Source organism: Amycolatopsis sp. cg13 (genome assembly GCF_041346965.1).
Taxonomy (GTDB): Bacteria; Actinomycetota; Actinomycetes; order Mycobacteriales; family Pseudonocardiaceae; genus Amycolatopsis.
Window position 1 is genome coordinate 5,674,172 of sequence record NZ_CP166848.1, and the last position, 24,816, is coordinate 5,698,987.

At 67.6% G+C, this 24,816-nt stretch carries 22 protein-coding genes and 1 tRNA gene; 12 read left to right on the forward strand and 11 right to left on the reverse strand.

Features of this window, described 5'->3' with window-relative positions; genetic code table 11:
* The 4 genes from AB5I40_RS26340 to AB5I40_RS26355 form a co-directional block, all read right to left on the reverse strand.
* Positions 1-597, reverse strand: coding sequence for a class F sortase (locus AB5I40_RS26340; RefSeq protein WP_370932700.1), 597 nt, complete (start codon positions 595-597; stop codon positions 1-3).
* Positions 597-1,310: a hypothetical protein gene (locus AB5I40_RS26345; RefSeq protein ID WP_370932701.1), complete on the reverse strand. Its 714-nt coding sequence runs from the start codon at positions 1,308-1,310 to the stop codon at positions 597-599. The genes AB5I40_RS26340 and AB5I40_RS26345 overlap by 1 nt, the downstream gene beginning before the upstream one ends.
* A 237-nt stretch (positions 1,311-1,547) precedes the next feature.
* The gene (locus AB5I40_RS26350) at positions 1,548-2,579 is read right to left on the reverse strand and encodes a PLP-dependent aspartate aminotransferase family protein (protein ID WP_370932702.1); all 1,032 of its coding nucleotides are present in this window, start codon (positions 2,577-2,579) and stop codon (positions 1,548-1,550) included.
* Between the two features lie 159 nt (positions 2,580-2,738).
* Entirely contained in the window at positions 2,739-5,954 is a 3,216-nt protein-coding gene (locus AB5I40_RS26355) for a penicillin acylase family protein (RefSeq protein ID WP_370932703.1), read from the reverse strand.
* Positions 5,955-6,117: 163 nt separating this feature from the next.
* Here AB5I40_RS26355 and AB5I40_RS26360 point away from each other — a divergent pair, with 163 nt between their 5' ends.
* The 6 genes from AB5I40_RS26360 to AB5I40_RS26385 all read left to right on the forward strand — a co-directional run bounded on the left by AB5I40_RS26360 (position 6,118) and on the right by AB5I40_RS26385 (position 10,284).
* A complete protein-coding gene (locus AB5I40_RS26360; RefSeq protein WP_344282208.1) occupies positions 6,118-6,492 on the forward strand; it encodes an FKBP-type peptidyl-prolyl cis-trans isomerase in 375 nt (124 codons plus the stop codon).
* A gap of 119 nt (positions 6,493-6,611) precedes the next feature.
* A complete protein-coding gene (locus tag AB5I40_RS26365) occupies positions 6,612-7,370 on the forward strand; it encodes a trypsin-like serine protease (protein WP_370932704.1) in 759 nt (252 codons plus the stop codon).
* 125 nt (positions 7,371-7,495) lie between these two features.
* Positions 7,496-8,230, forward strand: a complete 735-nt coding sequence (locus AB5I40_RS26370) for a trypsin-like serine protease (RefSeq protein WP_370932705.1) — start codon at positions 7,496-7,498, stop codon at positions 8,228-8,230.
* Positions 8,231-8,266: 36 nt separating this feature from the next.
* Positions 8,267-8,602, forward strand: coding sequence for a hypothetical protein (locus tag AB5I40_RS26375; RefSeq protein WP_344282217.1), 336 nt, complete (start codon positions 8,267-8,269; stop codon positions 8,600-8,602).
* Between the two features lie 48 nt (positions 8,603-8,650).
* On the forward strand, positions 8,651-9,124 hold the full coding sequence (locus AB5I40_RS26380; protein WP_370932706.1) for a hypothetical protein: 474 nt from the start codon (positions 8,651-8,653) through the stop codon (positions 9,122-9,124).
* Positions 9,088-10,284, forward strand: coding sequence for a hypothetical protein (locus tag AB5I40_RS26385; protein WP_370932707.1), 1,197 nt, complete (start codon positions 9,088-9,090; stop codon positions 10,282-10,284). The genes AB5I40_RS26380 and AB5I40_RS26385 overlap by 37 nt, the downstream gene beginning before the upstream one ends.
* On the opposite strand, the gene AB5I40_RS26390 is transcribed toward AB5I40_RS26385, so the two are convergent.
* Positions 10,285-12,291 (reverse strand): ATP-binding protein, encoded by a 2,007-nt coding sequence (locus AB5I40_RS26390; RefSeq protein ID WP_370932708.1) that lies wholly within the window; start codon positions 12,289-12,291, stop codon positions 10,285-10,287.
* Between the two features lie 130 nt (positions 12,292-12,421).
* On the opposite strand from AB5I40_RS26390, the gene AB5I40_RS26395 reads away from it, so the two are divergent.
* Entirely contained in the window at positions 12,422-14,047 is a 1,626-nt protein-coding gene (locus AB5I40_RS26395) for a hypothetical protein (protein ID WP_370932709.1), read from the forward strand.
* Here AB5I40_RS26395 and AB5I40_RS26400 read toward each other — a convergent pair.
* From AB5I40_RS26400 to AB5I40_RS26425, 6 genes are all read right to left on the reverse strand, one after another.
* Complete coding sequence (locus AB5I40_RS26400) at positions 14,009-16,051, reverse strand: hypothetical protein (protein ID WP_370932710.1); 2,043 nt, start codon at positions 16,049-16,051, stop codon at positions 14,009-14,011. The genes AB5I40_RS26395 and AB5I40_RS26400 overlap by 39 nt on opposite strands.
* Before the next feature lie 40 nt (positions 16,052-16,091).
* Positions 16,092-16,232, reverse strand: coding sequence for a hypothetical protein (locus AB5I40_RS26405; RefSeq protein ID WP_370932711.1), 141 nt, complete (start codon positions 16,230-16,232; stop codon positions 16,092-16,094).
* 126 nt (positions 16,233-16,358) lie between these two features.
* Entirely contained in the window at positions 16,359-16,901 is a 543-nt protein-coding gene (locus AB5I40_RS26410; RefSeq protein ID WP_370932712.1) for a hypothetical protein, read from the reverse strand.
* Between the two features lie 50 nt (positions 16,902-16,951).
* On the reverse strand, positions 16,952-17,446 hold the full coding sequence (locus AB5I40_RS26415; protein WP_370932713.1) for an LppA family lipoprotein: 495 nt from the start codon (positions 17,444-17,446) through the stop codon (positions 16,952-16,954).
* Positions 17,447-17,917: 471 nt separating this feature from the next.
* A complete protein-coding gene (locus AB5I40_RS26420) occupies positions 17,918-18,160 on the reverse strand; it encodes a hypothetical protein (RefSeq protein ID WP_370932714.1) in 243 nt (80 codons plus the stop codon).
* A gap of 319 nt (positions 18,161-18,479) precedes the next feature.
* A tRNA-Leu gene (locus AB5I40_RS26425) sits at positions 18,480-18,565 on the reverse strand.
* A gap of 130 nt (positions 18,566-18,695) precedes the next feature.
* Between AB5I40_RS26425 and AB5I40_RS26430 the strand changes: the two genes are divergently transcribed.
* From AB5I40_RS26430 to AB5I40_RS26450, 5 genes are all read left to right on the forward strand, one after another.
* A complete protein-coding gene (locus AB5I40_RS26430; protein ID WP_370932715.1) occupies positions 18,696-19,931 on the forward strand; it encodes a DUF3662 and FHA domain-containing protein in 1,236 nt (411 codons plus the stop codon).
* Positions 19,932-20,033: 102 nt separating this feature from the next.
* A complete protein-coding gene (locus tag AB5I40_RS26435) occupies positions 20,034-20,495 on the forward strand; it encodes an FHA domain-containing protein (RefSeq protein WP_037718919.1) in 462 nt (153 codons plus the stop codon).
* Positions 20,492-21,868 carry a PP2C family serine/threonine-protein phosphatase gene (locus AB5I40_RS26440; RefSeq protein WP_370932716.1) on the forward strand — a complete coding sequence of 459 codons (1,377 nt, stop codon included), beginning with the start codon at positions 20,492-20,494 and terminating at the stop codon, positions 21,866-21,868. Before AB5I40_RS26435 ends, AB5I40_RS26440 begins: the two co-directional genes overlap by 4 nt.
* Positions 21,868-23,355 carry an FtsW/RodA/SpoVE family cell cycle protein gene (locus tag AB5I40_RS26445; RefSeq protein ID WP_370932717.1) on the forward strand — a complete coding sequence of 496 codons (1,488 nt, stop codon included), beginning with the start codon at positions 21,868-21,870 and terminating at the stop codon, positions 23,353-23,355. The genes AB5I40_RS26440 and AB5I40_RS26445 overlap by 1 nt, the downstream gene beginning before the upstream one ends.
* A complete protein-coding gene (locus tag AB5I40_RS26450; protein WP_370932718.1) occupies positions 23,352-24,815 on the forward strand; it encodes a peptidoglycan D,D-transpeptidase FtsI family protein in 1,464 nt (487 codons plus the stop codon). The genes AB5I40_RS26445 and AB5I40_RS26450 overlap by 4 nt, the downstream gene beginning before the upstream one ends.
* Position 24,816: the final 1 nt, after the last annotated feature.

The following is a 24,816-nucleotide window of genomic DNA, read 5'->3' on the forward strand; positions in this document are numbered from 1 at the left end:
TCAGGACACCAGGTTCGCGTACACCACGATGTTGTCCTTGTAGCTGTGCTCGGCGTGGTCGAACACGCCGCCGCAGGTGATGATGCGCAGCTGCGGCTTGTCCGTGTTGCCGAAGACGGCCTGCGTCGGGAACGTGTCCTTGGGGACCTGTTCCTTGCGGTCCACGACGAACTTCAGCTTCTTGCCGTCGCTGCGTTCGACGTCGACCTCGTCGCCCGGGTTCACGTCCTTGAGCTTGTAGAAGATCCCCGGCTTGTGGTCGCCGTCGACGTGCCCGAGCACGATCGCCGGACCCACTTCGCCCGGCACCGGAGAAAGCCGGTACCACGCGGCCTGCATCGGGTTCTTCACCGACGGAACCGAGATCTGCCCCTCCTTGTTGGGAAGGACGGTGATCAGCGTCGACTTCGCGCCGATCTTCGGGATCTCGACCGACGTCGGCCGCAGCCCGGCGAACGGCTTCGTCACCGGGACCGCCGAACTGGCCGGGGCCTGCGCGGCCGGAGCCGCCGGGGCGTCCGAACCGCACGCGCTCAGCGAGAGGGAGAGGAGCAGGGCGCCCGCGACGGCGGCACCCTGCCCGAACTTCCTGGACATCAGGCGGCCATGCCCCCGAAGCCGGTCTCGACGCCGTGCTTCGGCGCGTACTTCACCTGCGAGTCGCCGTGGCCGCCGGTGGTGCCAGCGGAACCCGCGCCCGCGCCGCCCGCCGGGGGAACGTGCCCGCCGTCAGTCGGCTTGCCCGCACAGGTCCAGCTCGCGTAGACGGTGCCCTTGTCGAAGGACACGCCCTCGTGACGGGTAACCGTCCAGCCCCAGTAACGGCCGTCGTCCTCGAACTGGACCGGGCCCTCGACGAGGTCGAAGTCATTGGAGTGCACGTTGGTCGGCTCGCCGGCGGCGCACGCGATCACGAAGAAGCCTCCGTTGCCGTCGAGGTCGACGCCGTAGGCGACGTTGTCCTCGTACGGGGGCTCTTCCGGCTTGCTGGTCTCGGTCGGCTTGCTCGTCTCGGTCGGCTTGCCGGTTTCGGTCGGCTTGCCGGTCTCGGTCGGCTTGCCCGTCTCCGTCGGCTTACCGGTCTCGGTCGGCTTGCCCGTCTCCGTCGGAGTGCTGGTTTCGGTCGGCTTGCCGGTCTCGGTGGGCTTACCGGTCTCGGTCGGCTTGTCCGGAACGGTCTCCGTCGCGCTGGCCGGGGCCGAGGCGGTCGCCGCCGGGCCCTCCTCAGCGTTCGCGGCAGGCACGACGGCAAGGCTGATCAGGGCGCCCGCGAGCACAGCGCCCGCGAGTCTGCCCAAAGTCTTCTTCAAGATGATTACCCCTCTGAGGAAAAGCGCGATGACCCCCACCGCGCTCGCTGATCCTGCCGAAGATTCAGCCCATAGGGGTAACCCTTTAGCTGGTGATTAATGACACGAGAGAAAGGCGTAACGAACGCCTTCTCGGCGGCGATGATTTCGCCTGATTGCCGGGAATCCGGCTTGTCGTGCCCATACCGTAACAGTTGCGAGGCAACCCGCACAGCCCTCGTTAATAAATGGCGGAAATCAGCCGAGTGCGGTCAGCAAATCCCGCCACAGGTCCTCCGGGTCCTCCAATCCGACGGAAAACCGGATGAGCCCCGGCGGCACGCGTTCCTCGCCGGGAAGCCACGCACGCCGTTCCATCAGGCTTTCTACCCCGCCGAGGCTCGTCGCCGGACGGATCAGCCGGACGCTCCCGCACACCTTGTCGGCCGCGTCGGCGCCGTCGACCTCGAACGCCACCATCATCCCGAAACCGGGGTAACGCACCTTTGTTACCGCCGGGTGTTCCGCCAACCGGGACACCAGCAGCTCGGCGGTACGGGTTTGCTCGGCGAGCCGCACCGGAAGCGTCCGCAAACCGCGTAACGCAAGCCACGTTTCGAGCGCACCCGGTGTCGCGCCGACCCGAGTCCGCGCCGCACGAAGCTCGTCCACAATGTTCTGCTCGGCTGCGACCGCGACGCCGAGCAGAAGATCGCTGTGTCCGCCAATAAGTTTCGTGGCGCTGTGCACGACGATGTCCGCGCCGAGCGATAGTGGTTGCTGATGCAGCGAAGTCGCGAAGGTGTTGTCGACGACTACGCGACCCCTTGTGCCGCGGGCGATGGTCTCGATGTCCATCACGTCGAGCGTCGGGTTAGTCGGCGATTCGAGCCACAACAGATCGGCGTCGCAGTCGAGCCATGCTTGAGTGTCCGTCGGCTCCAATTCGGTGACCGTGAGGCGACCAATTTGCTGCGCGTGCTTCAACGCGCCGCGTGTGACGGCGTAACTGAACGACGGAACCGCGACCGTCGACCCGACCGGCAACGAATCCAGCACCGCGGACAACGTGGCGACGCCCGATGCGTAGGCGACCGCAGTGCCACCCTCAAGCGAGCCGACGACCTCCTCGAAGGCAGCCCAGGTAGCCGTGCCGTCGGAACGCGCGTACACCGCGTCGCCACCGGCCTCGAACGTGCTCGTCGCAACGATCGGCGTGGTCAGCGGCTCACCAGGGCCGTGCGGCCGACCCGCCACGATCGCGCGGGTCCGCGGAGTCCAGTCGTCCATGCGGACACGGTAACTTCGCGACCGGCTGAACGGCAGGCGACGAATATCACCAGGTGGTCAGGCGTTCCACAACATGGGAGACGCCACGCGCGAAAGAACCGCCCCGGCCGATCATGCTGGCCGGAGCGGTCCTCGTCATCACGTCAGTAGCAACAGAGCTCAGTGCGCGTAAACCTCGAACTCATACAGCGAATACCCGTACTTAGTCCCGCGCGAGACCCCTTGCATCCGAACGAACCGTGCGTCCGAAGGCGCGAACGAGATGTTGTCCACCCCGCCGTTCCCGTCCGTCACCGCGGCCGCGTCGTGCCAGTCGGTGCCGTCCGTGGACAGCTGGATCTTGTACCCCTTCCCGTATGCCTTCTCCCACGACAGCACCGCCCGCGAAACCTGCTGCACCGAGCCCAGATCCACGGTGATCGACTGGTTGTCGCTCCAGTCGCTCGCCCAGCGCGTACCGGCGTTGCCGTCGACCGCGTTCGAAGCGGGCGAGTTGTAGAAGCCGGTTTCCGCGCTGGAGGCGTTCACCGGCTTGCCCGCCGCGAGGTTCGAGACGTTGTCGCCGCGGTGCGCGGGGTATTCGACGACCTGCTGGAACGTCGGCCGGTTCTGCGTGCTGATCTTGCCGTGCGCGATGCCGCCCAGCGGACGCTGGATGATCGAGTCCGCGCACCACTGGTCGCCCGCCGAGCAGTCGCCGTCGCCGGGGTACACGGTGTTCGCCGGCTGTCCGGCGGCCGTGGTCAGCGAGTCGACCAGCGTCTGCCGGCACGCGGTCAGGTCGCCGCCGCCGCAGAACTTCGCTCCCAGCGGGCCCGCGACCGGCTGGCCGAGCACCGTGCGGAGATCCTTGCTCGCGTAACCCCACCAGCCGTGCTGGTACGCCGAACCCTGGTGCGGCTGCCCGACGTGCTTGCCCGGCGTCTCGTTCTGGAATCCGGACGGGCTTTCGTTGATCTGCAGCACGTTCGTCATCGCGCCGAACGCGTCGTCGCCCATTGACGGCTTGAACTCGCCGGTGATCAGCAGCGGCCACCACGCGTCCATGATCCGGATCGCGTCGGCGTCGTTGTAGGTCTTGCTGCCCGGGCTGGATTCGACGCGCTGGTGTCCGTGCGCCATCCACGTCTTCAGCTTCGCCTCGGCATCCGCGGCGGCACCGGTGAGCGGGGCCTTGTCGAGCACCTGCAGCAGCAACGGCAGCACCTTCTCCGCCCGCAGGTCGGCCAGCGCCGCGTCCGCCATCGCCTGGGTCAGGTTGACCCGCGTCACCTTGGTACCGCTGGAAAGCAGGCCCTTGACCCGCGCGTCGAGCAGGTCGGCGCGGTGTACGGCGGACTTGTCCGCACCGCCGGACGCGTAGCCGTCGGACTGCGCGTTGTTCCAGCTGATGTAGTAGTCCTGGTTCACCGACTGCGGATGCTGCGCCGCGGGCGTGTAATCAGCCTTGTTGCCCGCCGGGTTCCAGCCCTTCCAGTCGAAGCCGCGATCGCCCCACGCGGGCATCATCGGGTCCACAGTGGAATTGCGCACCGGGTTCGCGCCGGAGTTGAAGTACGCGATGTCCTTCGAATCGGCGTAGAACCAGTTGAAGGTGAAGTTGACGTCGTTCGCTGCGCGCTGGAAGTCCGCGGCCGACTTCACGTAACCCGGGTCGTTGAACTCCTGGAACCCGATCAGCGAATCCACCTCGTGGAAGTACGAGGACCGCAGCGACGAGTACGCCACCGGCTTCCCGTCCACCGTCGCCCGCGAGGTCACCGGGCCGTACTTCGTGCGGTAGCTGCGCAGCGTGTAGGACCCGGCGGCGGTGCCGTCCGCGACCGTCGGCGACCAGGCGTTCTTGCGCTCCACGGTGTCCATCGGGAGGCATTTGCCCTGGTACAGGTAGTAGTTCGAGTCCTTTGTGGCCGGTTTGCCGCTCGGGTCGCACAGCGGCAGCGCGTAGGTGTCGATGATGTCCTGCGCGGCGGTCGTCGCGCTCCACGAGTAGTCCTGGCCGCGCCCGAGCAGCACGTACATGCTGAGCCCGGCGAACGACGCGCCCCGCGCGCTGATGCCGGGACCCTGGATTTCCTGCAGCAGCAACAGCTGCGGCGCGAAATACCCGGTCTGCGGACCGAACACGGCGACCGGATGTCCGCTGGCGGTCTTCGCGCCCGACACCAGCAGCGCGTTGGACATGCCGTGCTTTTCCTTGAGCATGTTGCCCGGCAGCACGCCGTTGTCGAACATGCCGCGCGCGGATTCCTGATCCTTCGGCGCCGAAACCTTGACCTTCGGTTGCGCGGCGGCGGCCGAACCGGTCTGGTCGAACACGAGCTGCTGGTTCGTCACCGAGCCCTTGTCCGGCAGCGCGGCGCCCTGCGGATTCGCCGGGGTGTTGCCGTACGGGAAATTCTGCCCGTCGTGCAGGGTCTTCACGGCCTCGGGATCGTCCTCGGCACGCAGGCTCTGCCACACCTTTTCGCCCTGCTCGACGCCGTACTTCTCCTGCAGCGCCAGCTTCGCGACCGCGTTCTGCACCTCGCCGCCACCGCCGGCGCCGAACTGCGCGCCGACCACCGAGGCGAGCACGACCAGGTCGGTGAGCTTGAACGGTTCGATAGTGCCCGCGTTGGTGATCGCGTCGACGTGCCCGGTGAGCACATACTCGCCCGGGAAGTACCGGCCGTTGTGCGAATCGGTGATGTATTTGTTGATGCCCTCGATGTACGCCTTCGCGTCGGCAAGCCCCTGCTGGCCGCGCGGACCGCTCGCCGCCACCGCGTCGATCTGCTGCTGCAGCTCATCCTCGGTGTAGGGCGCGGAGGCGAAGAAAGACTGCTCCAGCTCGCGGTTCGCTTCCGCGCCGCCGGCGTACGACGTCAGCTGGCCGCGCCCGACCCGGCGCATGATGTCCATGAGCCACAAGCGGTCCTGCGCCGCGGCGTATCCCGCGCCGTACTCGGTGCCGGACCGCGTCGTGCCCTGGATGTGCGGGACGCCGGTGGCCTTATCGCGCGTGATCGTCACGTCGTCGCGCGGTTTCAGCGTGCTTGCGACCTGGTCGGCGGGCACGCCGAAGGACGAGTCGTTGAAGAACTTGCCGATGGTGTCGGTCGTCAGCGTCTTGTACCCGCCCGCCAGGTCGGCGTATTTGCCGAGCTGGTCGTCCGCGTGCCCGGGCTGTGTGCCGAACGCCTTGTTGGCGAGGATTTCGGCGAGCGTCGCGCTGCCGTTCTCGCCCGGCGGCAGGATGTCGTTGCACTGGCCAGCGCAATAGTCGTTGCCGGGCAACGCGGCGGAAGCCGGTGCCGCGGTCCCGATCTGCACTAGCCCGGCCGTGAGCACGGCTACCGCGCCCGCTGCCAGGATTGGGATGCGTCGTCGCATGCCGCACTCCGTCCACGAAGGATTCCCCAGGGTGACCCAGCGCACGCTACCGACGGGTAGGGCACATGTGAAGACTTTTCGCGTTTATCCCCTCGTTGGGAGTAGTCCTCCCTGGTAGGCGTCCATCAGGCGCGGCGTTTGACCGATAGGTACGGTGAGCCCCATGAGCGTGGAAAAGCCCCTAGTCGAGCGCCCGGACGGACCGCCGCCCGCCGAGCTGCAGATCAAAGACATCACGGTCGGCGACGGCCCCGAGGCCAAGGCGGGCAATGCCGTCAGCGTGCATTACGTGGGTGTCTCGCACTCCACCGGCGCGCAATTCGACGCCTCTTACGACCGCGGCGCGCCGCTCGAATTCCAGGTCGGCGCGGGACAGGTCATTCCCGGCTGGGACCAGGGCGTCGCGGGCATGAAGGTCGGCGGCCGCCGCCAGCTGGTGATCCCGCCGCACCTGGCGTACGGCGAGCGAGGCGCGGGCGGCGTGATCGCCCCGAACGAAACTCTGGTTTTCGTCGTCGATCTCGTCGGCGTGAGCTGATTCAAGAAAACGCGGGCAGCCGGGCAAGCCCGATCGGGCAGCCCCGGCTGATCCCCCTTTCGGGGGAAACCGGAGACGCCTACGTTCGCATTGAGTAGTCGTCTTCCGGAGGATATTTCATGCGTTTGCGTGCTGCCCTTTCCGCTGCCTTCCTCGCCGCCGGCGCCGCGCTAGCCGTGGCCGCGCCCGCGTCCGCGGTCGCGAACGGCAACGATGTGGCGCCCGGCGAGTATCCGTTCGCGGCCAAGCTGTCCATGCCCGTCATCCCGAAGGCGGACGGCACCACTTATTCGAGCGGATGCTCGGGTTCCCTCATCGCGCCGCAATGGATCATCACCGCCGGACACTGTTTCCACGACGTCAACCGCAAGCCGGTTTCCGGCCCGGTGCCGTACGGGACTTCCGTGCTTCTCGGCTCGACCACCGACGAACCGGGCAAGGGCGAACGGCGCAACGTCACCGAGGTGCAGCAGGCGGGCATCAACGACGTCGCGATCGCCAAACTCGACTCGCCGGTCACCGACATCAAGCCGCTGACCGTTTCGCCCGCCGCGCCGACCACCGGCCAGAAGGTGCTGCTCGCCGGATGGGGCAGCCTCACCGAGGTTTCGCCGAAGCCGTCGGACAAGCTGCAGCAGGGCGAAATGCAGGTCGTCGGCTCGGACGCCACCACCGCGACCATCGTCGGCGTCGCGCCGAAGAAGGACACCAGCGCGTGCAGCTACGACTCGGGCGCGCCGTACTTCGTCGACGACGGCGACCACACCGGCCGCATCATCTCGGTCGAGTCGACCGGCCCGGACTGCCCGCACGCCACCCCGGAGACGACCGCGCGCGTCGACATCCTCAAGGACTGGATCGCCTCGCACACCCAGTGAGGGCAAGTCGCGAGATCGGTCGGTTTTCGTCGCCCATCAAGGGAATTCCGCATCGCGGACGGTGTCGTTAGCGTGGAAGGCCGAGTTCATCGGCGTCCGCCGGTGGCACCGGACGAAGGGACAGAATGCGCGTCCGCGCCGCGATCTCCGCAGCAGTTCTCCTGCCCATCCTCACCGCGAGCCCGGCTTTGGCCGTCGCCAACGGCTCTGACGTCCCAGCGGGCCAATTCGGCTTCGCCGCGAAACTGAGCATGACCGGAATCCCGCTGCCGAACGGAAGCACGTACTCGAGCTTCTGTTCGGCAGCGCTCGTCGCGCCGCAGTGGATCGTCACCACCGGCCACTGTTTCCACGACGCCAACAAGAACCGGGTGTCCGGCCCGGTGCCGTACCCGACGACGGTGTCGCTGGGCCTGGTGGACGAGACGAAGGAAAAGGGCGTCCAGCGCAAGGTGACGCAGGTTCTGCAAGCGGGACCCAACGACGTCGCGCTGGCAAAGCTCGACAGCCCGGTCTCCGGCGTCACGCCACTCGCCGCGAACCACCTGGTGCCAGGCGTCGGACAGCAGGTCACGCTGGCCGGATGGGGCAGCCGGACGGCGCAGAATCCGGTGCCGTCCAAGCAGTTGCAGCAGGGCACGATGAAGATCTCGTCGGTCGGCGGCACGACGGTCGCCATTCACGGCGTCGCGCCGGAAGCGTCCACCAGCGCCTGCACCTACGACACCGGCGCGCCGTATTTCACCGACGGCAAGCTGATCTCGATCGAGAACAACGGCCCGGACTGCCCGCACACCGGCGCGGAAACGACGTCGCGCATCGATGTGATCGCCGACTGGATCGACGAGCACGCGAAGTGAGTACGGTGGGAGGGCCGTCGACCTGAGGAGAGTCGCATGCCCGAGCCGATCCTGACCGCTGTCGCCACCGCGCTGGCCACGAAGGCCGCGACCGGGCTGTACGACCTGGTCAAGCGCAAGTTCTCCGGCAACAGCAAGGCGACCGCGGAGCTGGAGGCGGCCACCCCCGAGAACCCGGCCACCGTGACCGCGCTGGCCGAGCGCCTCGACGAGGTCAGCCGCCAGGACCCGGAGTTCGGCGCGGCGCTGCGCACCGAGTTCGAGGTGCACCAGGAGGCGCGCAGCGGCGGGGTCACGAACCACGTGGGCACGGTGGCCGAAGGGGCCAAGGTCGTCCAGTTGCGTGACGTACAAGGCAATATCAGCCTCTGAGGCTTTTCGAACGACCGGCACGGAGCGCGATCGGTAGGATCGCTCTCCGTGCCTTCGTCGTCCTTCCCTGTGCCGCGCCGATGGCGCACTGTGCCCACGGAACGGACGCTGCTGGCGGTAGTGCACAACGTCACCGCCGCGACAAGGCTGCTGGACGTGCTGCCGTTGTTCGCCGGGGATCCCCGGGTGCAGGTGGTGTTCACGTGCCCGGATTCGAGCGCGTTCACCCGGGGGACGCGGGAGTACCTCGCCGCGCGCGGGATCCCGCTGGAGCCGTGGGAAGACGTCGTCGCGGAGGACTTCGACTGGGCTTTGGCGGCGAGTTACGGCGGGGAATTGCATCGGATTCGCGCGCCGTTAACGGTTTTGCCGCACGGAATGGGTTATAATAAATTCTTGGAAACCGGAAACCGGAAACCGGAAACCGGAAACCGGAAACCGGAAACCGGAAACCGGAAACCGGAAACCGGAAACCGGTTTTCGGGTTGTCGGAGCAATGGCTGCTGCATAACGGCGAGGTGATCGCCGAACATCACGTCCTGTCCCACCCCGAGCAGCTCACCCGGCTGCGGCAGTACTGCCCGGAAGCCGCCGAACACGCCGTCATCGCCGGAGATTCCTGCCTGGACCGCCTGCGAGACGCCCGCGAGCTGCGCGAATCCTACCGCCAGGCCCTTGGCGTCACCGGCGAACAAACCCTGGTGCTGATCTCGTCCACGTGGGGCCACCTCTCGTCCTACGGATCCGGCCCAGACCTCCCCGCCCGCATCGCGCGGCAATTGCCCCTGGACGAATTCGCCGTCGTCCTAGCCCTGCATCCCAATATCGGCCAAGGTCATTACCCGTGGCAGCTGAAAATGTGGCTGCGAGACTGCGAACGGGCGGGTGTAATCGTCCTGCCGGAAGAAGATCTGTGGCAACCGGCCGCAGTAGCCGCCGACGTCACCATCGGCGACCACGGCTCCGTCACGTACTACTCCGCCTGCCTGGGCACCCCAGTCCTGCTTGCCGCCGCACCACACGAAGCCGTCGATCCGGATTCCCCGGTAGCCGCCCTGCTGCGTGCCACCCCCATGCTGACCAGCGAAAACCTGGCCGGCCAACTGCGCACCGCGACCCAGCCCGCAGACCTGGCCGCCGCGACCGCGCTCGCCACCAGCGTCCCCGGAGAGTCCGCGGCCCTCCTGACCGACCTCGGCTACCGCACCCTCAAACTCCCGCCCCCAGCTCAACCAGCCGGCTTCACCGCGTTCCCGCTGCCGCGCGTCCAACGCCCCGAGCCCGGCGCGCAATGGATCCAGGTCCGCGGCGACGAAGTAACCAGATTCGCCGCCGAAACACCCGATGCTCACCTAGTCGTCCACGTAGACGGCCCCGACCCACGCCTGCTGCGCCGCGCCGACATCGTGCTGGGCGACCAATTCCCCGACCCGGGCCGCTGGATCGCCCTCACTCTCGCCGAATTCCCTGGCTGCGAATGGGCCGCCTGCCCAGCCGGATCAGGTTGGCTGGCCGGCAGCCGCGCCGGCTTGGTCGTGTCCTTCACCGGCACCGACCTGCCGCAAGCCGTGCCGTCGCTGCTGTACGCGCGCGACTCGCTAGGCCTCGGCTTCCCGGAACAGCTGTCGTTCACCGCGGGCGGCCGCAAGCACGAAGTCCGGCTTACTGTCCACTATGGATAGTCAGAGCTGGTCGATCCAGATCAGCAGATCGGTCGCTTCGGCAGTAAAGCCGTGCAGCTGCGCAATGCCCAACGCGTCCTCCGCATGCGCCTTCGCCTGGTCACGGTAGCCGCGGGCAAGCGCGGCCTCCGCCCGAGACCGCAACGCCGCGATACGCTCCCGCTGCAGCTTGGCCTTCTCCGCCGCGGTGGCGAGCTCGGCCAGCGCGGCCGCGCCTTCCTCGTACGCCCCGGCCTCGATCAGCTTCCGCCCCTGCCACAACCGGACCTTCACCAGATTGCCCGGCTCGTTCTTCAGCCCCTGCTCCGCCTGTGCCAGCAGGACAGCCGCCTCCTCCGGCGACACGACCTTGGCCAGATGCATCCGAATCAACGCGAGCCGACGGTCGGCACCGATTTCCTCGGCCAGCGCAAGGCTTTCCCGAAAGCAGATCTCCGCCTGGCGGTACAGCGAAGCTGCGTCCTCCGCCCGTCCCTGCTGCCGCGCGATCAACCCCGGCTCGAAGAACGCGAGCCCACGCGCCTCCAGCGCAGATGCATGCTCCTCCGGCGTAGTGGCCAGCTCGGCCACTACGGCGAACTGCTCCTGTGCCGAAGCCCAATCCCGCCGCTGCATCTGAGCAAACCCGAGCTGAGTCCGGACCAGCCCCTCGGCAAGCGGCATCCCAGCAGCCTGTGCGGCCTGAACCGCGTCCTGACTCACCGCCGCCAACTCGACGGGGTACGCGCCGTCCTTGTAGACCGGCCACAACGCCCTCGCCAGCCGGATGACGTCCGCGAGCGCGCCGACCTGCAACGCGACCTCCGCCGCGGCGAGCAAGTTCGTCTGCTCAGCGAACAACCACTCCCACGCGTCCCCCTCGGACGCCGGCGCGAAACCCGGCCAAATCTTCGCTGGCCATCCAGTGGGCAGCGCGCGTTCCGCGATCCGGAGCCCCTGCTCGGCGTAGTACCCGACGACCGCCGCGGAAAGCTCGCCAGCCAGCGTCGCGGCGTGCAGCCGAGCCAGCTCGGACATCCGATAGCGGCCTCGGATCACCTCGATCAGCCTGGCGGAGACCAGTTTCTGCAAGGAGTCCTCAGCGTCGAACTCGTCGAGACTGAGCACCTCCGCGACGGTTTCCAGCCGGACGTCACCGCTGCCCGGATGCGCGCCGAAGAACCGGTACACCGCTTGTTCCTGCTCGCTCAACAGCTCGTAGGCGACGTCGAACACCGCGCTGGCCAGGGCGCCTTTCGCCCGGATCCGCGCGAGCAGCCGTTGCACCGTCGCGCCCTGACGCGCGAGCATCATGGCCGCGACGTTGAGTTCCGCGGCAGAGCCATCGCAGATCCGGAGCAGTTCTTCCAGCTGCTCCTCCTCAGCGGCGAGCTTTTCCTCGCCCACCAGTTCAGTCAGAATTCCCAGCGCCGCCTCGTCGCCCAACGGCTCCAGCACGACTTCCCGAGCGGAATGCCGGGCGTGCAGCGCATCAAACCCCGACCCGACCACGAGCACGTACGACCCGGGACGCGTCGGCAGCAGCGCCTTAACCTCGGCCGCGCTCAACGCATCGTCGACCAGCAACGCGACCTTGAACCCGGCGGTCTGCGATTGCCACATCGCCGAGCGCCCCTCGAGACTCGCCTGCATCTCGTCCGGGCCGTACCCCAGCTTGGACAGCAGTTCGGCCAGCACGTCCGCGCCCGCCCGATGACCGACGCGCACCTCGTAGAACCGGTCGAACCGGTCCTGATGCTGATGCAGCCAGGTTTCGCACAGAGTCGTCCGCCCACTGCCCGGCGCACCCCGCACGATCGCGATCGCGACCTTGTCCAGCGCTTCGTCATGGATCTCAGTCAGCAGATCAAGCTGCGGCTCGTTGTTCCGGTAATGCTTCGGCGGCGCCTGGACCTGCAACGCCGGCACCGCCGGCTGCTCCGGCCCGTGGAAATGCACGTCTCCGTAGACGTTGTGCGCCTGGAAGACCTTGTCCGCCTCGCCGTCGAAATAGTTGCCGTCGCTCACCGTGTCCCCCGCCCAGCCGGTCCCGGCTCAGGCTACCGGAAACGTCACCGTCCGCGTCCAGCCCTTCACCACGATCAGGGCCAGGTAAGGTTCTGACCAGGAATTCCAGGACGGATTTGGTAGAATTGAATTGAGCAGCAAAGCAGCAAAGCAGCAAAGCAGCAAAGCAGCAAAGCAGCAAAGCAGGTGGCGGACTTTCGACCCGGTCGTCGTGCTCGGAGTCGTGCGCACCTGGACTTCGGCGATCAAGCTGCTCGAGGTCTGCCGCCTCTTCCAGGATGACCAGCGGATTCGCTTCACCTTCACCGTCGACCGCGGGTCCCGCTTCAGCGCGGGTGTCGAGGAGTTGCTCGCCCGAGCGGAAGCGCATTGCACCCCCTGGGAAAATGTCCCAAAGCTCAATTACGCACTCGCGATCACGGCCAGCGAAAACATTGATTTCGACCACGTCTCCGGCCCAGTGCTCGTCCTTCCGCACGGCGTCGGATTCCACAAGTACGTTCCCGACTCCGGTTCCGCCGGCACGCGGCTTTCCGGGCTGATCCCGTCGGCCGCGCTGCGGTCCGGACGGGTGCTGATGGCGCTCTCCCATCCGAACCAGCAAAAGCAACTGCAAGACGCCGAGCCGCTGACCGACGGGCAGACCGTGCTCATCGGCGATCCACAGTTCGAGCAGCTTCTCCGAAGCGAACCGCACCGCGACCACTACCGCGCCGCCCTCGGCGTAACCGGGCGGAAGTTCGTGCTGGTCAGCTCCACCTGGGGGGAGACCTCGCTGATCGGCCGCCGCCCACGACTTCCCGCCGAACTGCTGGCCGCCCTCGACTACGACTCCGCAGCCGTCGGCCTCGTACTGCACCCCAACGTCTGGTCGCGCTACCGGCCCTTCCAGATCCGTTCGTGGTTCGCCGCCGCCGAGGACGCCGGGCTATTGCTCCTCCCGCCAGAACGCGGATGGCAGGCCGCGATCGTCGCCGCGGACGTCGTCATCGGCGACCACGGCTCGGTCTCCCTGCTGGCCGCCGCGACCGGACGCCCGTTGCTGCTCGGTGCGTTCGGCAACGAGGTCGTCCCCGGCACCAGCGCCGAACTACTCGGTCAGCACGCCGCTCGGCTCACCTGGGATCGCCCCCTCCGAGACCAGATCGAAGCGGCGAAAACCCAGCCGTGGCAACAAGATCTCGCCGAGCGCACCTTCGCCAGCCCGCACGGCGCGACCGCGGAACTGCACGCGCTCATCCTCGGCCTGGCGGGCCTGGAACCCCGCCCCCTCGAACTGCTGCGGGCACCGGATCCGGAACCGCGCCCGTCCGTTCCGCGCGCATTCACCGCTTACCCGGAGTTCACCGACTCGAATTCCCTTACCCTGCATCGATTCCCCCGCTCGGTAGAAGAATGGAGACCAGACTTCGCACGAGCCGAGACCAAGCTGAGACACGTGGTAGCCGACGAAAGCGACGACAACCTCGGCCGCATCGGCAACGCCACTGTGCTCACCAGAACCGCACTGCGTTCAGCACCAGAAGCCTGGTGCGCCAACGCATTGCGACTCCACCCCGCCTGCACACTGGCCGCGGCCGCCACCCCGGGCGGATGCGTCGCCCGAACCCGAGACGGCAACACATTCACCGTGACCGGCGCGGCCGACGTCGCCGCACTGGCATCAGCCCTACATGCATGTCTGGCCACCGGCCGGGAAAGCGACCGTCCGCTATCCCTACGACTCGGCTCCGTCGAGACCACCGTCGTTTTCTGACTCCAGCTTGTCGGCCCGCGGACTGCCCAGCTCTCGATACAGCCGAATCGCCCGCTCCAGGTGGCTACGCGCCGCCTCCGGACTCTCCTCTACCAGCGCCGCGTGCAAGGCTTCCCGAGCCTGGGCTTCGTAAAACGTCGCCCCGCTCGCCTCGAACGCCTCCGCCGCAGTGGTCAACGCATCGATCCCGCCCGGCGCACCAGTGCGCACACGCACCTGCCCGGTAATCAGCAAGGCACGCGCAGCCAACCGCCCGTCGCCAAGCTCGTCGAACGTCCGATGCGCGGCTTCCAGTTCGCGCAGCCCCTCCGCGTCGCCGAGCGACTGCCCGAGGAACATCCGGCTCAGCGCCTCACCACGCGCTTCCCCAGCAGCTTGATTGAGCTCGATCGACTCCCGGTACCGCTGCTGCGCCTGTTCCGGCTGGCCAGCCACATCGTGGTACCGGCCAGCGAACTCCCGCACCGACGCACGCAGCACCAGGTGTCCGTCCTGATCCGCCAGCTCGATCGAGCGGGCCACGAACTCCCCGGCTTGCTCGAACTGCTCGAGATCCGTCAGCGGACGCGACGCCAGACTGCGCAACCGCGCCTCCGCCACCCGATTCCCGGCTTCTTCCGCGGCCTTGATGCCGTGCCGGAGACTGCTGAGCGAATCGGCGTACCGCTTGCGATCGAAGTAGTAGGCCGCGAGCGATTCGGCGATCTGCCAAATTTCGTCGACCAGGCCGATTTCCCTGGCCACCGGCAGCAGTTCGTGCAACGCGCGCCGGTTCTCCTCGAACCACGCCAGCCCGCTGGCCCGCCGATCGCCGGTGAAGGGATCCGGAATCTCCGGAACGCCCGCGACCCGGTACCTGGCCCCGATCATCGCCGCGTCCGCGTAGTACGCGACATTGCGGAACCCTCGCACCACCCGGGCGAGCGCCTCGTGCGTCTCCTCGTCGCCCAAAGCGGAAAGGGACGCCGCGTGGTCGTGGACGAGCGGATGCATGGAGTACCGGCCGTGGTCTTCCTGAAACACCTTCAGCAGAACCAACTCTGCGAGGATGTCTCCCGCCGCGGCCTCGTCGAGCCCGAGCAGCAGGTGGAAAACCGGCGCGGTGAACTCGATCGCCGGATACGCGCCAAGCAGCCGATACGCCCGCTGCGCCGGTTCCGTAGCTTCCTGATAGGTCGCTTCAAACACCGACTCCCCCTTCTTCGGCCCCCGGTCGGTCCGCATCAACTCGTCGCGCGAACGCCGCAACCGGGCCGCCAGCTCCGGCAACGAAGGACACCGCCCGACCACGACGAGCGTCGCGGCGTTCCGGAGAGCCAACGGCAATCCGCCGCAGTAGCCCAGGATCTCCGCCAGCAGCGAATCATCGCCGTCCAGCCCGCTCAGCTCACGAAACAATTGGGCGGACTGCGCTTCGTCGAGCGGAGTGACCTCGACCGTCTTGCCGCCGACCTCGTTGACCTCGATCGGCGACTCCACCCGCCCCGCGACGAGCACCAGCCAATCCTGCCCGCCAGGCATCAACTGCAGAAACTGCTCGGCCTCCGTGACGTTCTCCAGCAACATCACCGCGGCCGCCCCGGACGACCGGCTCCGCCACAAACTCGCCAGCCCAGGCTCGGCGGGCATGACCTCGTCACGAACCCCGTCGCGGCGCAGCAACGAGCGCAGTGCCGCCGAAATCACCGTCTCCCCGTCGACCGTGTGCGTCGCGTAGTCCGTGTAATAGGCCCCGCCCGGATAACGGTCTTTCACCTGCTCAGCGACATACCGCGCCAACGCCCGCCGGCCGACCCCGGTCAATCCGTCGAACACCACGAGCGGCGCACGCCGATCTTCGAGACACGCCTTGATCTGGTCGTCCCGCCCGACCAACCGCCGCAACGCCCGCGGCGTTTCGTGCGGCACCACTCGCTCGGGTCCGGGCAGCTGCTGATTGATCGTGCCGATGTACTGCGCCTGCACGAGAGAACCGCCGCCGACCGACCCGACTTCGTTGTGCACCAGTCCACCCCTCACCCCGAGTGACCGCCAGCTTACCGATTCACCGGGGCGTCAGCAGCAACATCGAGCCGTCTTCCCGATACAAACAAGCAGGCGAAGGACTCCACTGCGCGTCCCCCTGCCGCACCACGACCGGCGCGACAGCCCTGACTTCGTACGCCTGCCCGCTGGGCACTGCCACGGTCTTCCTCGTGGGAACCGTCACGAATTCCCAATGCCCCACAACGGGCCGGGCAAGCTGCGCGAAAACCTCAAGAAGAGCCGCCCTCGAAGTACTGCTCGACCCGGGCTTCCAGCTCCTGGCCCATCAGTACCCGCTAAGCCTGCGAGGCGAGGGAAAGAACAGAGAAAACGCAAGGATCAAGTTGACCGAGTTGATGAGCGCCGCGATGACGGGGATGCACAGATAAAGCACGATGGGCACGGTGAAGTGCAACTGCCCCACTCCGGAGTAGCCGCCCGAGGTCGTCACGGAAACGACGTACCAGAGAACGAATCCGATCGTCACCAGCCATCCCGTAACAGCTGTCCCCACCTGGACTCCCAGTACGGTGTACTCCTTCCGGTGCCTGAGGAACCCTCCCGTCAGATAGGAACGCGCGATCATCAGCCCGACCCCGGAAAGCATCAAGCAACCCGCGGCGAGAATCCCCAAGACGACCGTCATCCCGGTGGTCACGTCATAGGAAGTAGGAAGGCGGTACCCGAAAATAGGCACCGCGATAACCATGAGCAAGCCGATTCCCGCACTCGCGGAACCCCAGCGCATGGTGGTGGCACGGATCTTCCCGACCAAGGCCGGAGGAAACCAGCGACCGGGAGACGGCGCGGACATATAAGGGTTCGTCATCGCCACCACGATATCCGGCCGAAGCACAGAATATCGCCGCAGAACTGCGGTCAGTAGCTCGGTTTCGGGGGAAGGTGCCCGAGTTTCTTGGTCGACGCGGTGAGATGGCAGCCGACCGTGATCCCGATGAGGGTCTGTTTGTCAGTGCCGAACTGGATGGAGCTGGCGTCGGCCTGGTTGTGGAAGAACGCGTCGTGAGATCCCGGCGCGTCGTGCATGCGCTGCGGTTGAGAGGTGAAGCCGTACTTCGTCGCGATAGCTCCCACGATGCCGAGCGCACGCTCATAGTCGGCATCAGACAGTTTGACCGGCACCACGCGGTTCTCGAGGCTGAGATCCTCACCCGCCGATCCGATGCCCGGGTAGTCATTGCCGCACCCCGCGCGGATCTGTTCGTTCGTCAGAGTCCAGTGCTTGAGGGCGGGTATCTGATCGCCGAGCGCGGTCTGGAGTTCGTCGGCCATCCGCTGGTACTGCGCGGCCGCCTGATCGATGTCGGGCAGCTTCATGAGTTTGGCGAAGACGGAATTCTGGTCTGTGTTCACGTCCGCTCCTGGAGTGAAGGGGTCGGCAGGCTTGCCGCAACTGCTGAGGAGCAGGGCCGTGAGGCCCGCGATGACAGCGCCCACGCGCCAGGGCACATGACCTCTCTGGCAGCCATCGCGACAAGCCCTGCGTCCGGCACGGAACTCGACGCTCGCGGATACTCCGGAGCGCGGCGATGATGATCGCATCGGCACAGGACTCCTTAACGCGACGGCGGGGGCGGCGTGGGAGTCGCGCCGGGAGGCGACGCGACAGGTGGTGGCGGCGTCGTCTGAGGCGTGGCGGGGACTCCAGGAGGAATGGGACGTACGTCTGGCGGACTATGGTCTTGCGGACCTTGGTAGTTGACCGCGAGGTCGTTGTGGCCAGTGGTGATCGCAGCCATGTTATAGAGACTTGTCGACTTCGAGTCGAGATAGCCGCCGTGGTCATAGCTTGTGCTGAGCGGGCCGAGGTCGCTCGTGCTCGCGTCAGGTGTCGGCCGCCGTGCCCAGCGCCGCGGCGTGCTCGTCGGCGTCTCGGCACCACGACGCCAAGGTGGCCGTCCAGAATTCAACGAATGTCGCCGCCGCGCTGCTGGCCTTGGCCCCAGGCAACGCCGCCGACACTTCGTGGACCGGCGTGCCGCAATCCGCGCCGCGAATCTCCCCAACCGCCGCCCGCCCAGCCCGGTCAGCCGCACGAAGCGCTTCCGGAACGGTCGTAAACCCCATCAAGTCCTCCCCAGGCCCGAGATGTGGTAGCTGTCAGTGATCGCCAAACCACTCCGACGCTACAACACACTGCAACCCGCAACCGGGAATTCCCGCACCAACCACCCAACCCAGGAAACACAAAATGTGTCCTGGACCACCCCCGCACACAGACCAGCAGGCCCGAACTCCACCACCCGAGCCAAGCCGATACCGCACCAACCCACCGACCAACCGCAACCGAAGGCACCGCGGGGGTCCGGGGGCTCGGCCCCCGGGCAAAAGAACGACCGACAAACGGAAAGAGCCCCAGTCGCGCAAGCGGCTGGGGCTCTGACCATGGTGGGCGAGGAGGGAGTTGAACCCTCACGTCCTTTCGGACACACGGACCTGAACCGTGCGCGTCTGCCATTCCGCCACTCGCCCGAGTTGCTTCCTTGAGGCAGCCAGCAAAGCTTAGCAGGGCCTTCTGACGGGTTTCACCGGGGGCATGCCCAACCCTTCCTCCCCCGGATAGGATCGATGCGGAAGCACACGTGTGAGGAGGTTGTCCCCGGTGGGTCGCGTTGAGCGCTTTGACAGGCGTCTCGAGAACCTGGTGGGGAATACTTTCGCGCGCATGTTCGGCGGCAACGTCGTCACGCAGGAAGTGGCGGTTGCGCTCGAGAGGGAAGGCGAGGAGAACGTTCGTGAGCTGGCAGGCGGTCGGCAGCTCGCCCCGAATCACTACATCGTGTCTTTGGGGGCGGCTGACCACGATCGCATGGCCGGCGATGAGCAGCGGGTCACCGGGGTTCTCGCGAGGGCGGTGGCGGAACACCTCGCCGCACAGGGCTGGGACACCTATGGTGACGTCGTCGTATCACTCGAGCGCAACGAGGCGCTGCATACTGGACAGTTCAAGACCCGTTCGTCCGTCGATCCCGACGCCCGCGACACTGCGGGGGAAGGGCCGTCACGGTCGGCACGACCCAGCAACGCAGGAGACCCACCAATGAGCCAGCCCCCCGGCTACGGCCAATACGACCAGGGTGACCCGTACGGCCAGCAGGGCCAGTACGGCTACGGACAGCAGGGTGGCCAGCAGCCCGGGTACGACCAGGGTTATGGCGGTCAGCCGCAGCAGGGCTACGACCAAGGCTACGGCGGCCAGCCCCCCGCGCAGGGCTACGACCAGTACGGCGGCCAGGGCCAGCAGCCCGGTTACGACCAGGGCTACGGCGGGCAGCCGCAGCAGGGTTATGACCAGGGTTACGGCGGCCAGCCTCCGGCGCAGGGCTACGACCAGGGTTACGGCGGCCAGGCTCCGCAGGGCGGGTACGACCAGGGCTACGGGCAGCCGCAGCAGGGGTACGACCAGGGCTACGGCGGCCAGCCCCCCGCGCAGGGCTATGACCAGGGTTACGGCCAGCAGGGCGGGTACGACCAGTACGGCGGCCAGCCGCAGGCGGCTTACGGCCAGGACCCGTACGCGCAGCAGGGCGCCCCGGTGCCCGGACGGCAGCTGCAGGCGAGCCTCCAGCTGGACGACGGCTCCAACCGCACCTACTCGCTGAAGCAGGGCGCGAACGTGGTCGGCCGCGGCCAGGACGCGGACTTCCGGCTCCCGGACACCGGCGTCTCCCGGCGGCACCTGGAGATCACCTGGGACGGCCAGAGCGCGACGCTCGCCGACATCGGTTCGACCAACGGGTCCACGGTCAACGGCACTCCGGTGCAGACCTGGCAGCTGGCCGACGGCGACGTGATCCGGGTGGGCCATTCGTCCCTGGTGTTCCGAACCCAGGGCTGATCGCAGACCGTCCACAGGGTTCCCGCAGAATTGTCGTGCGGGGGGATCCGCGGCGCGCGTGGCGCCGCGGCTTGCAGGCACAGGCGGGAGCGGACACAACAAGTGCCAGAGCTGGTCGTTCAACTCACCAGAGTGGGCTTTCTCGTGCTGCTCTGGCTCTTCGTGTTCGCCGCGCTCCGAGTCGTGCGCTCGGACCTCTACGCCGCTTCGGGCCTGCGGGTCCAGGTGCCGTCCTTCCGCCGCAACAAAGAGAAGAAGCCGCGGGGCAGCAAGGCCCCGCAGCAACTGCTCGTCACACACGGGGCCCTCGCGGGCACCCGCATCGCGCTCGACGGCCGGCCGATCCTCATCGGCCGGGCCGACGACTCGACGCTGGTGCTCGACGACGACTACGCATCGACCCGGCACGCCCGGATCGCGCTGCGCGGGGAGGACTGGTACGTGGAAGATCTGGGCTCGACGAACGGGACCTACCTCGACCGGGCTAAGGTCACTGCACCCCTCCGGGTCCCGCTCGGAGTCCCCATCCGGATCGGCAAGACGGTGATCGAGCTTCGCCCATGACTCTCGTCCTCCGCTACGCGGCCCGCAGCGACCGGGGCCTGGTGCGTTCCAACAACCAGGACTCCGTGTACGCCGGCCCGCGTCTCCTCGCGCTCGCCGACGGCATGGGCGGGCACGCCGCAGGTGAGGTGGCCAGCAAGGTCGTCATCGCCTCGCTCGCCCCGCTCGACGACGACGAGCCGGGAGACGACCTCCTCGCCCAGCTCCGCGAAGCCGTCCAGAACGGCAACGCGGCGATCGCCGAACTGGTGTCCCAGGACCCTGATCTCGACGGCATGGGCACCACGCTCACCGCCGTCTTGTTCGCGGGAAGCAGACTTGGTCTGGTCCACGTGGGCGACTCGCGCGCGTATCTGATGCGCGGCGGTCAGTTCGCCCAGATCACCCGGGACGACAGCTTCGTCAACGAACTGCTCGAACAGGGCCGCATCACGCCGGAAGAGGCGGCGGTGCACCCGCAGCGGTCGCTGCTGCTCAAGGCGCTCACCGGACACGAGGTCGAACCGAGCCTCACCGTGCGCGAGGCGCGTCCCGGTGACCGGTACCTCATTTGCTCCGACGGTTTGTCCGGAATGGTCAGCGACGAGACGCTCGCCGAGGCCGTGCAGATCCCGGATCCGCAGGATTGCGCCGACCGGATGATCGAGCTGGCCCTCAAGGGCGGCGGCACGGACAACGTGACCGTCATCATCGCCGACGTGGTCGACGTCGATTTCGGCGACGACGCCCCGATCGTGGGCGGAGCCGCCGGCGACGGCAGCGACGAGATGCATCAGGGCGACTCCCCCGCGGCCAGGGCGCGCGCGCTGACCCAGCCGCCGCCGCAGCCGCGACCGGAGCAGCAGGCTCCGCAAGAAGACCCGAAGGCGAAACGGCGGAAACGGTTCCGCTGGCTCGTCGGGGCGGTCGTGGTGCTGATCGTGCTGGGCGCCGCCGCGATCGCGACTCGATACTTCGTGCTCAGCCAGTATTACGTCGGAGAGGGCCCCGATCAGGAGGTCGTGATCTATCGCGGCGTCCCGGGCAGCGTCCTCGGCATCGACCTGCACTCGCTCGAGCAGGGCTCGTGCCCGCCGGGCCAGCTGTGCACCGACAAGCTCCGCGTCTCCGCGTTGCAGGAGGACGCGCGGATCGCCGTGCAGAACGGCGTGAAGCGCGAAAGCCTCGACGACGCACGCAAGTACATCGACGATTTCCTGCGTCTCAAGAAGAAGCTGTCGGACTGCAAGCCGACCTCTTCCACGGGCGTCCCGCAGTCGGGTGCGCCCTCGTCCAGCGTGGCGCCGCCCGGCGGCACGCCTTCGTCGGCGAACCAGCCTGCGGGGAGGGACTGCTCGACGGCGGGTACGCCGCCGACGGGGGGCGGTAACTGATGGGCCAGCCGTTGGCCGACCCGACGTCCGCCCAGTTCGCCACCAATCCGCCGCGAGACCTCCCCAAGCGCAGGGGCACGGAGCTCGCGTTGCTGGCGTTCGCGGCGGGCATCGTCACCCTGGCGCTGGTCATCGTCGAAGCCAACCAGGAGCAGGAGCTGACGCTCTCGATCCTGTGGGTGGGACTCGCTTATCTCGGCGTGCTCGCCACGACGCACCTCGCCGTGCGCCGGTGGGCCCCGTACGCCGATCCGGTGCTGCTGCCGTGCGTCGCGCTGCTGAACGGGATCGGGCTGGTGATGATTCACCGGCTCGACCTGGCGAAGGCCGAATCGGCGTTGCAGCGCGGCAAGGAGTACTCGCCGGAGATCACCAAGCAGCTGCTGTTCACCGCGGTTTCGCTGGTGCTGTTCGTGATCGTGCTGGTGGTGGTCAACGACCACCGCACGCTGACCCGCTACAGCTACATCGCCGGACTGGTCGGGCTCGGCGCGCTCGCGCTGCCCGCGGTGCTGCCAGCCAGCCTGTCCGAGGCCGGCGGCGCGAAGGTGTGGCTGAAGCTGCCGTTCTTCTCGATCCAGCCGGGCGAGTTCGCGAAGATCCTGCTGATGATCTTCTTCGCCTCGTTCCTGGTGTCCAAACGCGATTTGTTCATGGTGGCGGGCAAGAAGTTCCTCGGCGTGGAGCTGCCGCGCGCGCGTGACCTCGGCCCGATCCTGATCGCCGCCGCCGCGGCCATCGGCGTGCTGGTGTTCGAGAAGGACCTCGGCACGTCGCTGCTGTACTTCAGCATCATCCTGGTGATGCTCTACGTCGCGACCGAGCGCGCGATCTGGGTCGTCGTCGGGCTCACGTTCTTCGTCGGCGGCTGCATCATCGCCTACAACCTGTTCGGCCACGTCCAGCAGCGCGTGGAGAACTGGCTCAACCCCACCGGCCCGCGCTACGACGTGCTGGGCGGCAGCTACCAGCTCGCGCAGGGCCTGTTCGGGCTCGGCACCGGCGGCGTCGGCGGCACCGGGCTCGGCGCGGGCCGCCCGGACATCCCGCCCGCCGCGAGCACCGACTTCATCACCGCCGCGATCGGCGAGGAGCTCGGCTTCATCGGGCTGGCCGCGGTGCTGATGCTGTACGTGCTGCTCGCGATGCGCGGCATGCGCAGCGCGCTGGCCGTACGCGACACGTTCGGAAAGCTGCTCGGCGGCGGGCTCGCCTTCACCATCGTGATCCAGATCTTCGTGGTCGTCGGCGGCGTCACCGCGCTCATCCCGGAAACCGGCGTCACCGCGCCGTTCCTGTCCTACGGCGGCTCTTCGCTGCTGGCGAACTACATCCTGGTCGCCCTGATGCTGCGCATTTCGGACGCGGCGCGCAGGCCGGCCACCCGGCCGAAGCCGCAGCAGCCGCAGGCTCCGATCGCCGAAGCGCACACCGTGATGGTGCGGCGTCCGCCAGCCGAAGGCGACCCGAACGGGAGGACCGCGTGAACGCCCCCCTGCGCAAGGTCGGCATGGCGATGCTCGCGATGATCGTGCTGCTGCTGGCCAACGACACCTACGTCCAGGTCATCAAGGCCGACACGTACCGCACGGATCCGCGCAACCAGCGGGTGCTCTACGACGAGTACTCCCGCCAGCGCGGCCAGATCGTCACGCCGGACGGCACCGTGCTCGCGGGCGTGAAGCCCTCGACGGACAAGTTCAAGTTCTTCCGCACCTACGCCGACGGCCCGATGTACGCCCCGGTCACCGGCTACTACTCGATCAACTACGGCGCGGGCGGGCTCGAGCGCGCCGAGGACGACGTGCTGAACGGGTCGGACCCGCGGCTGTTCGTGCGCCGCCTGTCGGACATGGTCACCGGCCGCGATCCGCGCGGCGGCAACGTGAAGCTCACCATCGACCCGAAGGTGCAGAAGGCCGCCTACGACCTGATGACGCAGCGCGGCTACACCGGCGCGGTGGTCGCGATGGAGCCGAAGACCGGCCGCATCCTGGCGATGGTGTCGACCCCGTCGTACGACCCGAACCAGCTGGCGACGCACGGCACCGACCAGAACAAGGCGTGGGACGCCTACTCCAAGGACAAGAACAACCCGATGCTGAACCGGGCGATCTCGGAGAACTACCCGCCGGGGTCGACGTTCAAGATCGTCACCGCCAGCGCGGCGCTGGAGAGCGGCATCGGCCCGGACACCCAGGTCAGCACCGCGCCGAACGTCCAGCTGCCGGGCACGAACACGACGCTGGAGAACTACGGCGGCGAGACCTGCCCGGGCAACACGTTCAAGGACGCGCTGGCGCACTCGTGCAACGTGCCGTTCGCGACGTTCGCGGGCCAGCTCGGCGCGGACAAGATGAAGGCGGCCGCGGCCAACTTCGGCATCGGGCAGAACGACCTGACCGTGCCGATGCGGGTCGTCGGCTCGACTGTGGGCCCGCTCGACTCGCCGGGCGCGCTGTATCAGAGCGGCATCGGCCAGCGCGACGTCCGGCTCACCCCGCTGCAGGACTGCCTGCTCTCGGCGACCGTCGCGAACAACGGTTACGCGATGAAGCCGCAGCTGATCCAGTCGATCCTGGCCCCGGACCTGTCGACGGTCGAGAACGTCGACCCGGAGCAGCTCACCGGCAAGCCCGCGCTGTCGCCGGAGAACGACAAGATCCTCACCGACATGATGATCGCGTCGGAGTCCTTCACCAAGGGCGGCGGCAAGAACGACGCGCTGAAGATCGCGTCGAAGACGGGTACCGCCGAGCACGGAGCCGACTCGAAGAACACCGCTCCGCACGCGTGGTACACCGCGTTCGCGCCGTCGGACAACCCGCAGATCGCCGTGTCGGTCATCGTCGAGAACGGCGGCAACCGCGGGCTCGCCGCGACCGGCGGCACGGTGGCCGCCGAGATCGGCCGCGCCGCCATCGCCGCCCGGCTCGGGGGTGGATAGC

Excerpts from the sequence above, each read along its gene's own strand:
- AB5I40_RS26375 (WP_344282217.1), top strand. The coding sequence starts at position 8,267 with ATGCCCGAGCCGATCCTGACCGCTGTCGCCACCGCGCTGGCCACGAAG.
- AB5I40_RS26420 (WP_370932714.1), bottom strand. The coding sequence starts at position 18,160 with ATGGGGTTTACGACCGTTCCGGAAGCGCTTCGTGCGGCTGACCGGGCT.
- AB5I40_RS26370 (WP_370932705.1), top strand. The coding sequence starts at position 7,496 with ATGCGCGTCCGCGCCGCGATCTCCGCAGCAGTTCTCCTGCCCATCCTC.
- AB5I40_RS26355 (WP_370932703.1), bottom strand. The coding sequence starts at position 5,954 with ATGCGACGACGCATCCCAATCCTGGCAGCGGGCGCGGTAGCCGTGCTC.
- AB5I40_RS26360 (WP_344282208.1), top strand. The coding sequence starts at position 6,118 with ATGAGCGTGGAAAAGCCCCTAGTCGAGCGCCCGGACGGACCGCCGCCC.
- AB5I40_RS26410 (WP_370932712.1), bottom strand. The coding sequence starts at position 16,901 with ATGACGAACCCTTATATGTCCGCGCCGTCTCCCGGTCGCTGGTTTCCT.
- AB5I40_RS26440 (WP_370932716.1), top strand. The coding sequence starts at position 20,492 with ATGACTCTCGTCCTCCGCTACGCGGCCCGCAGCGACCGGGGCCTGGTG.
- AB5I40_RS26350 (WP_370932702.1), bottom strand. The coding sequence starts at position 2,579 with ATGGACGACTGGACTCCGCGGACCCGCGCGATCGTGGCGGGTCGGCCG.
- AB5I40_RS26340 (WP_370932700.1), bottom strand. The coding sequence starts at position 597 with ATGTCCAGGAAGTTCGGGCAGGGTGCCGCCGTCGCGGGCGCCCTGCTC.
- AB5I40_RS26365 (WP_370932704.1), top strand. The coding sequence starts at position 6,612 with ATGCGTTTGCGTGCTGCCCTTTCCGCTGCCTTCCTCGCCGCCGGCGCC.
- AB5I40_RS26445 (WP_370932717.1), top strand. The coding sequence starts at position 21,868 with ATGGGCCAGCCGTTGGCCGACCCGACGTCCGCCCAGTTCGCCACCAAT.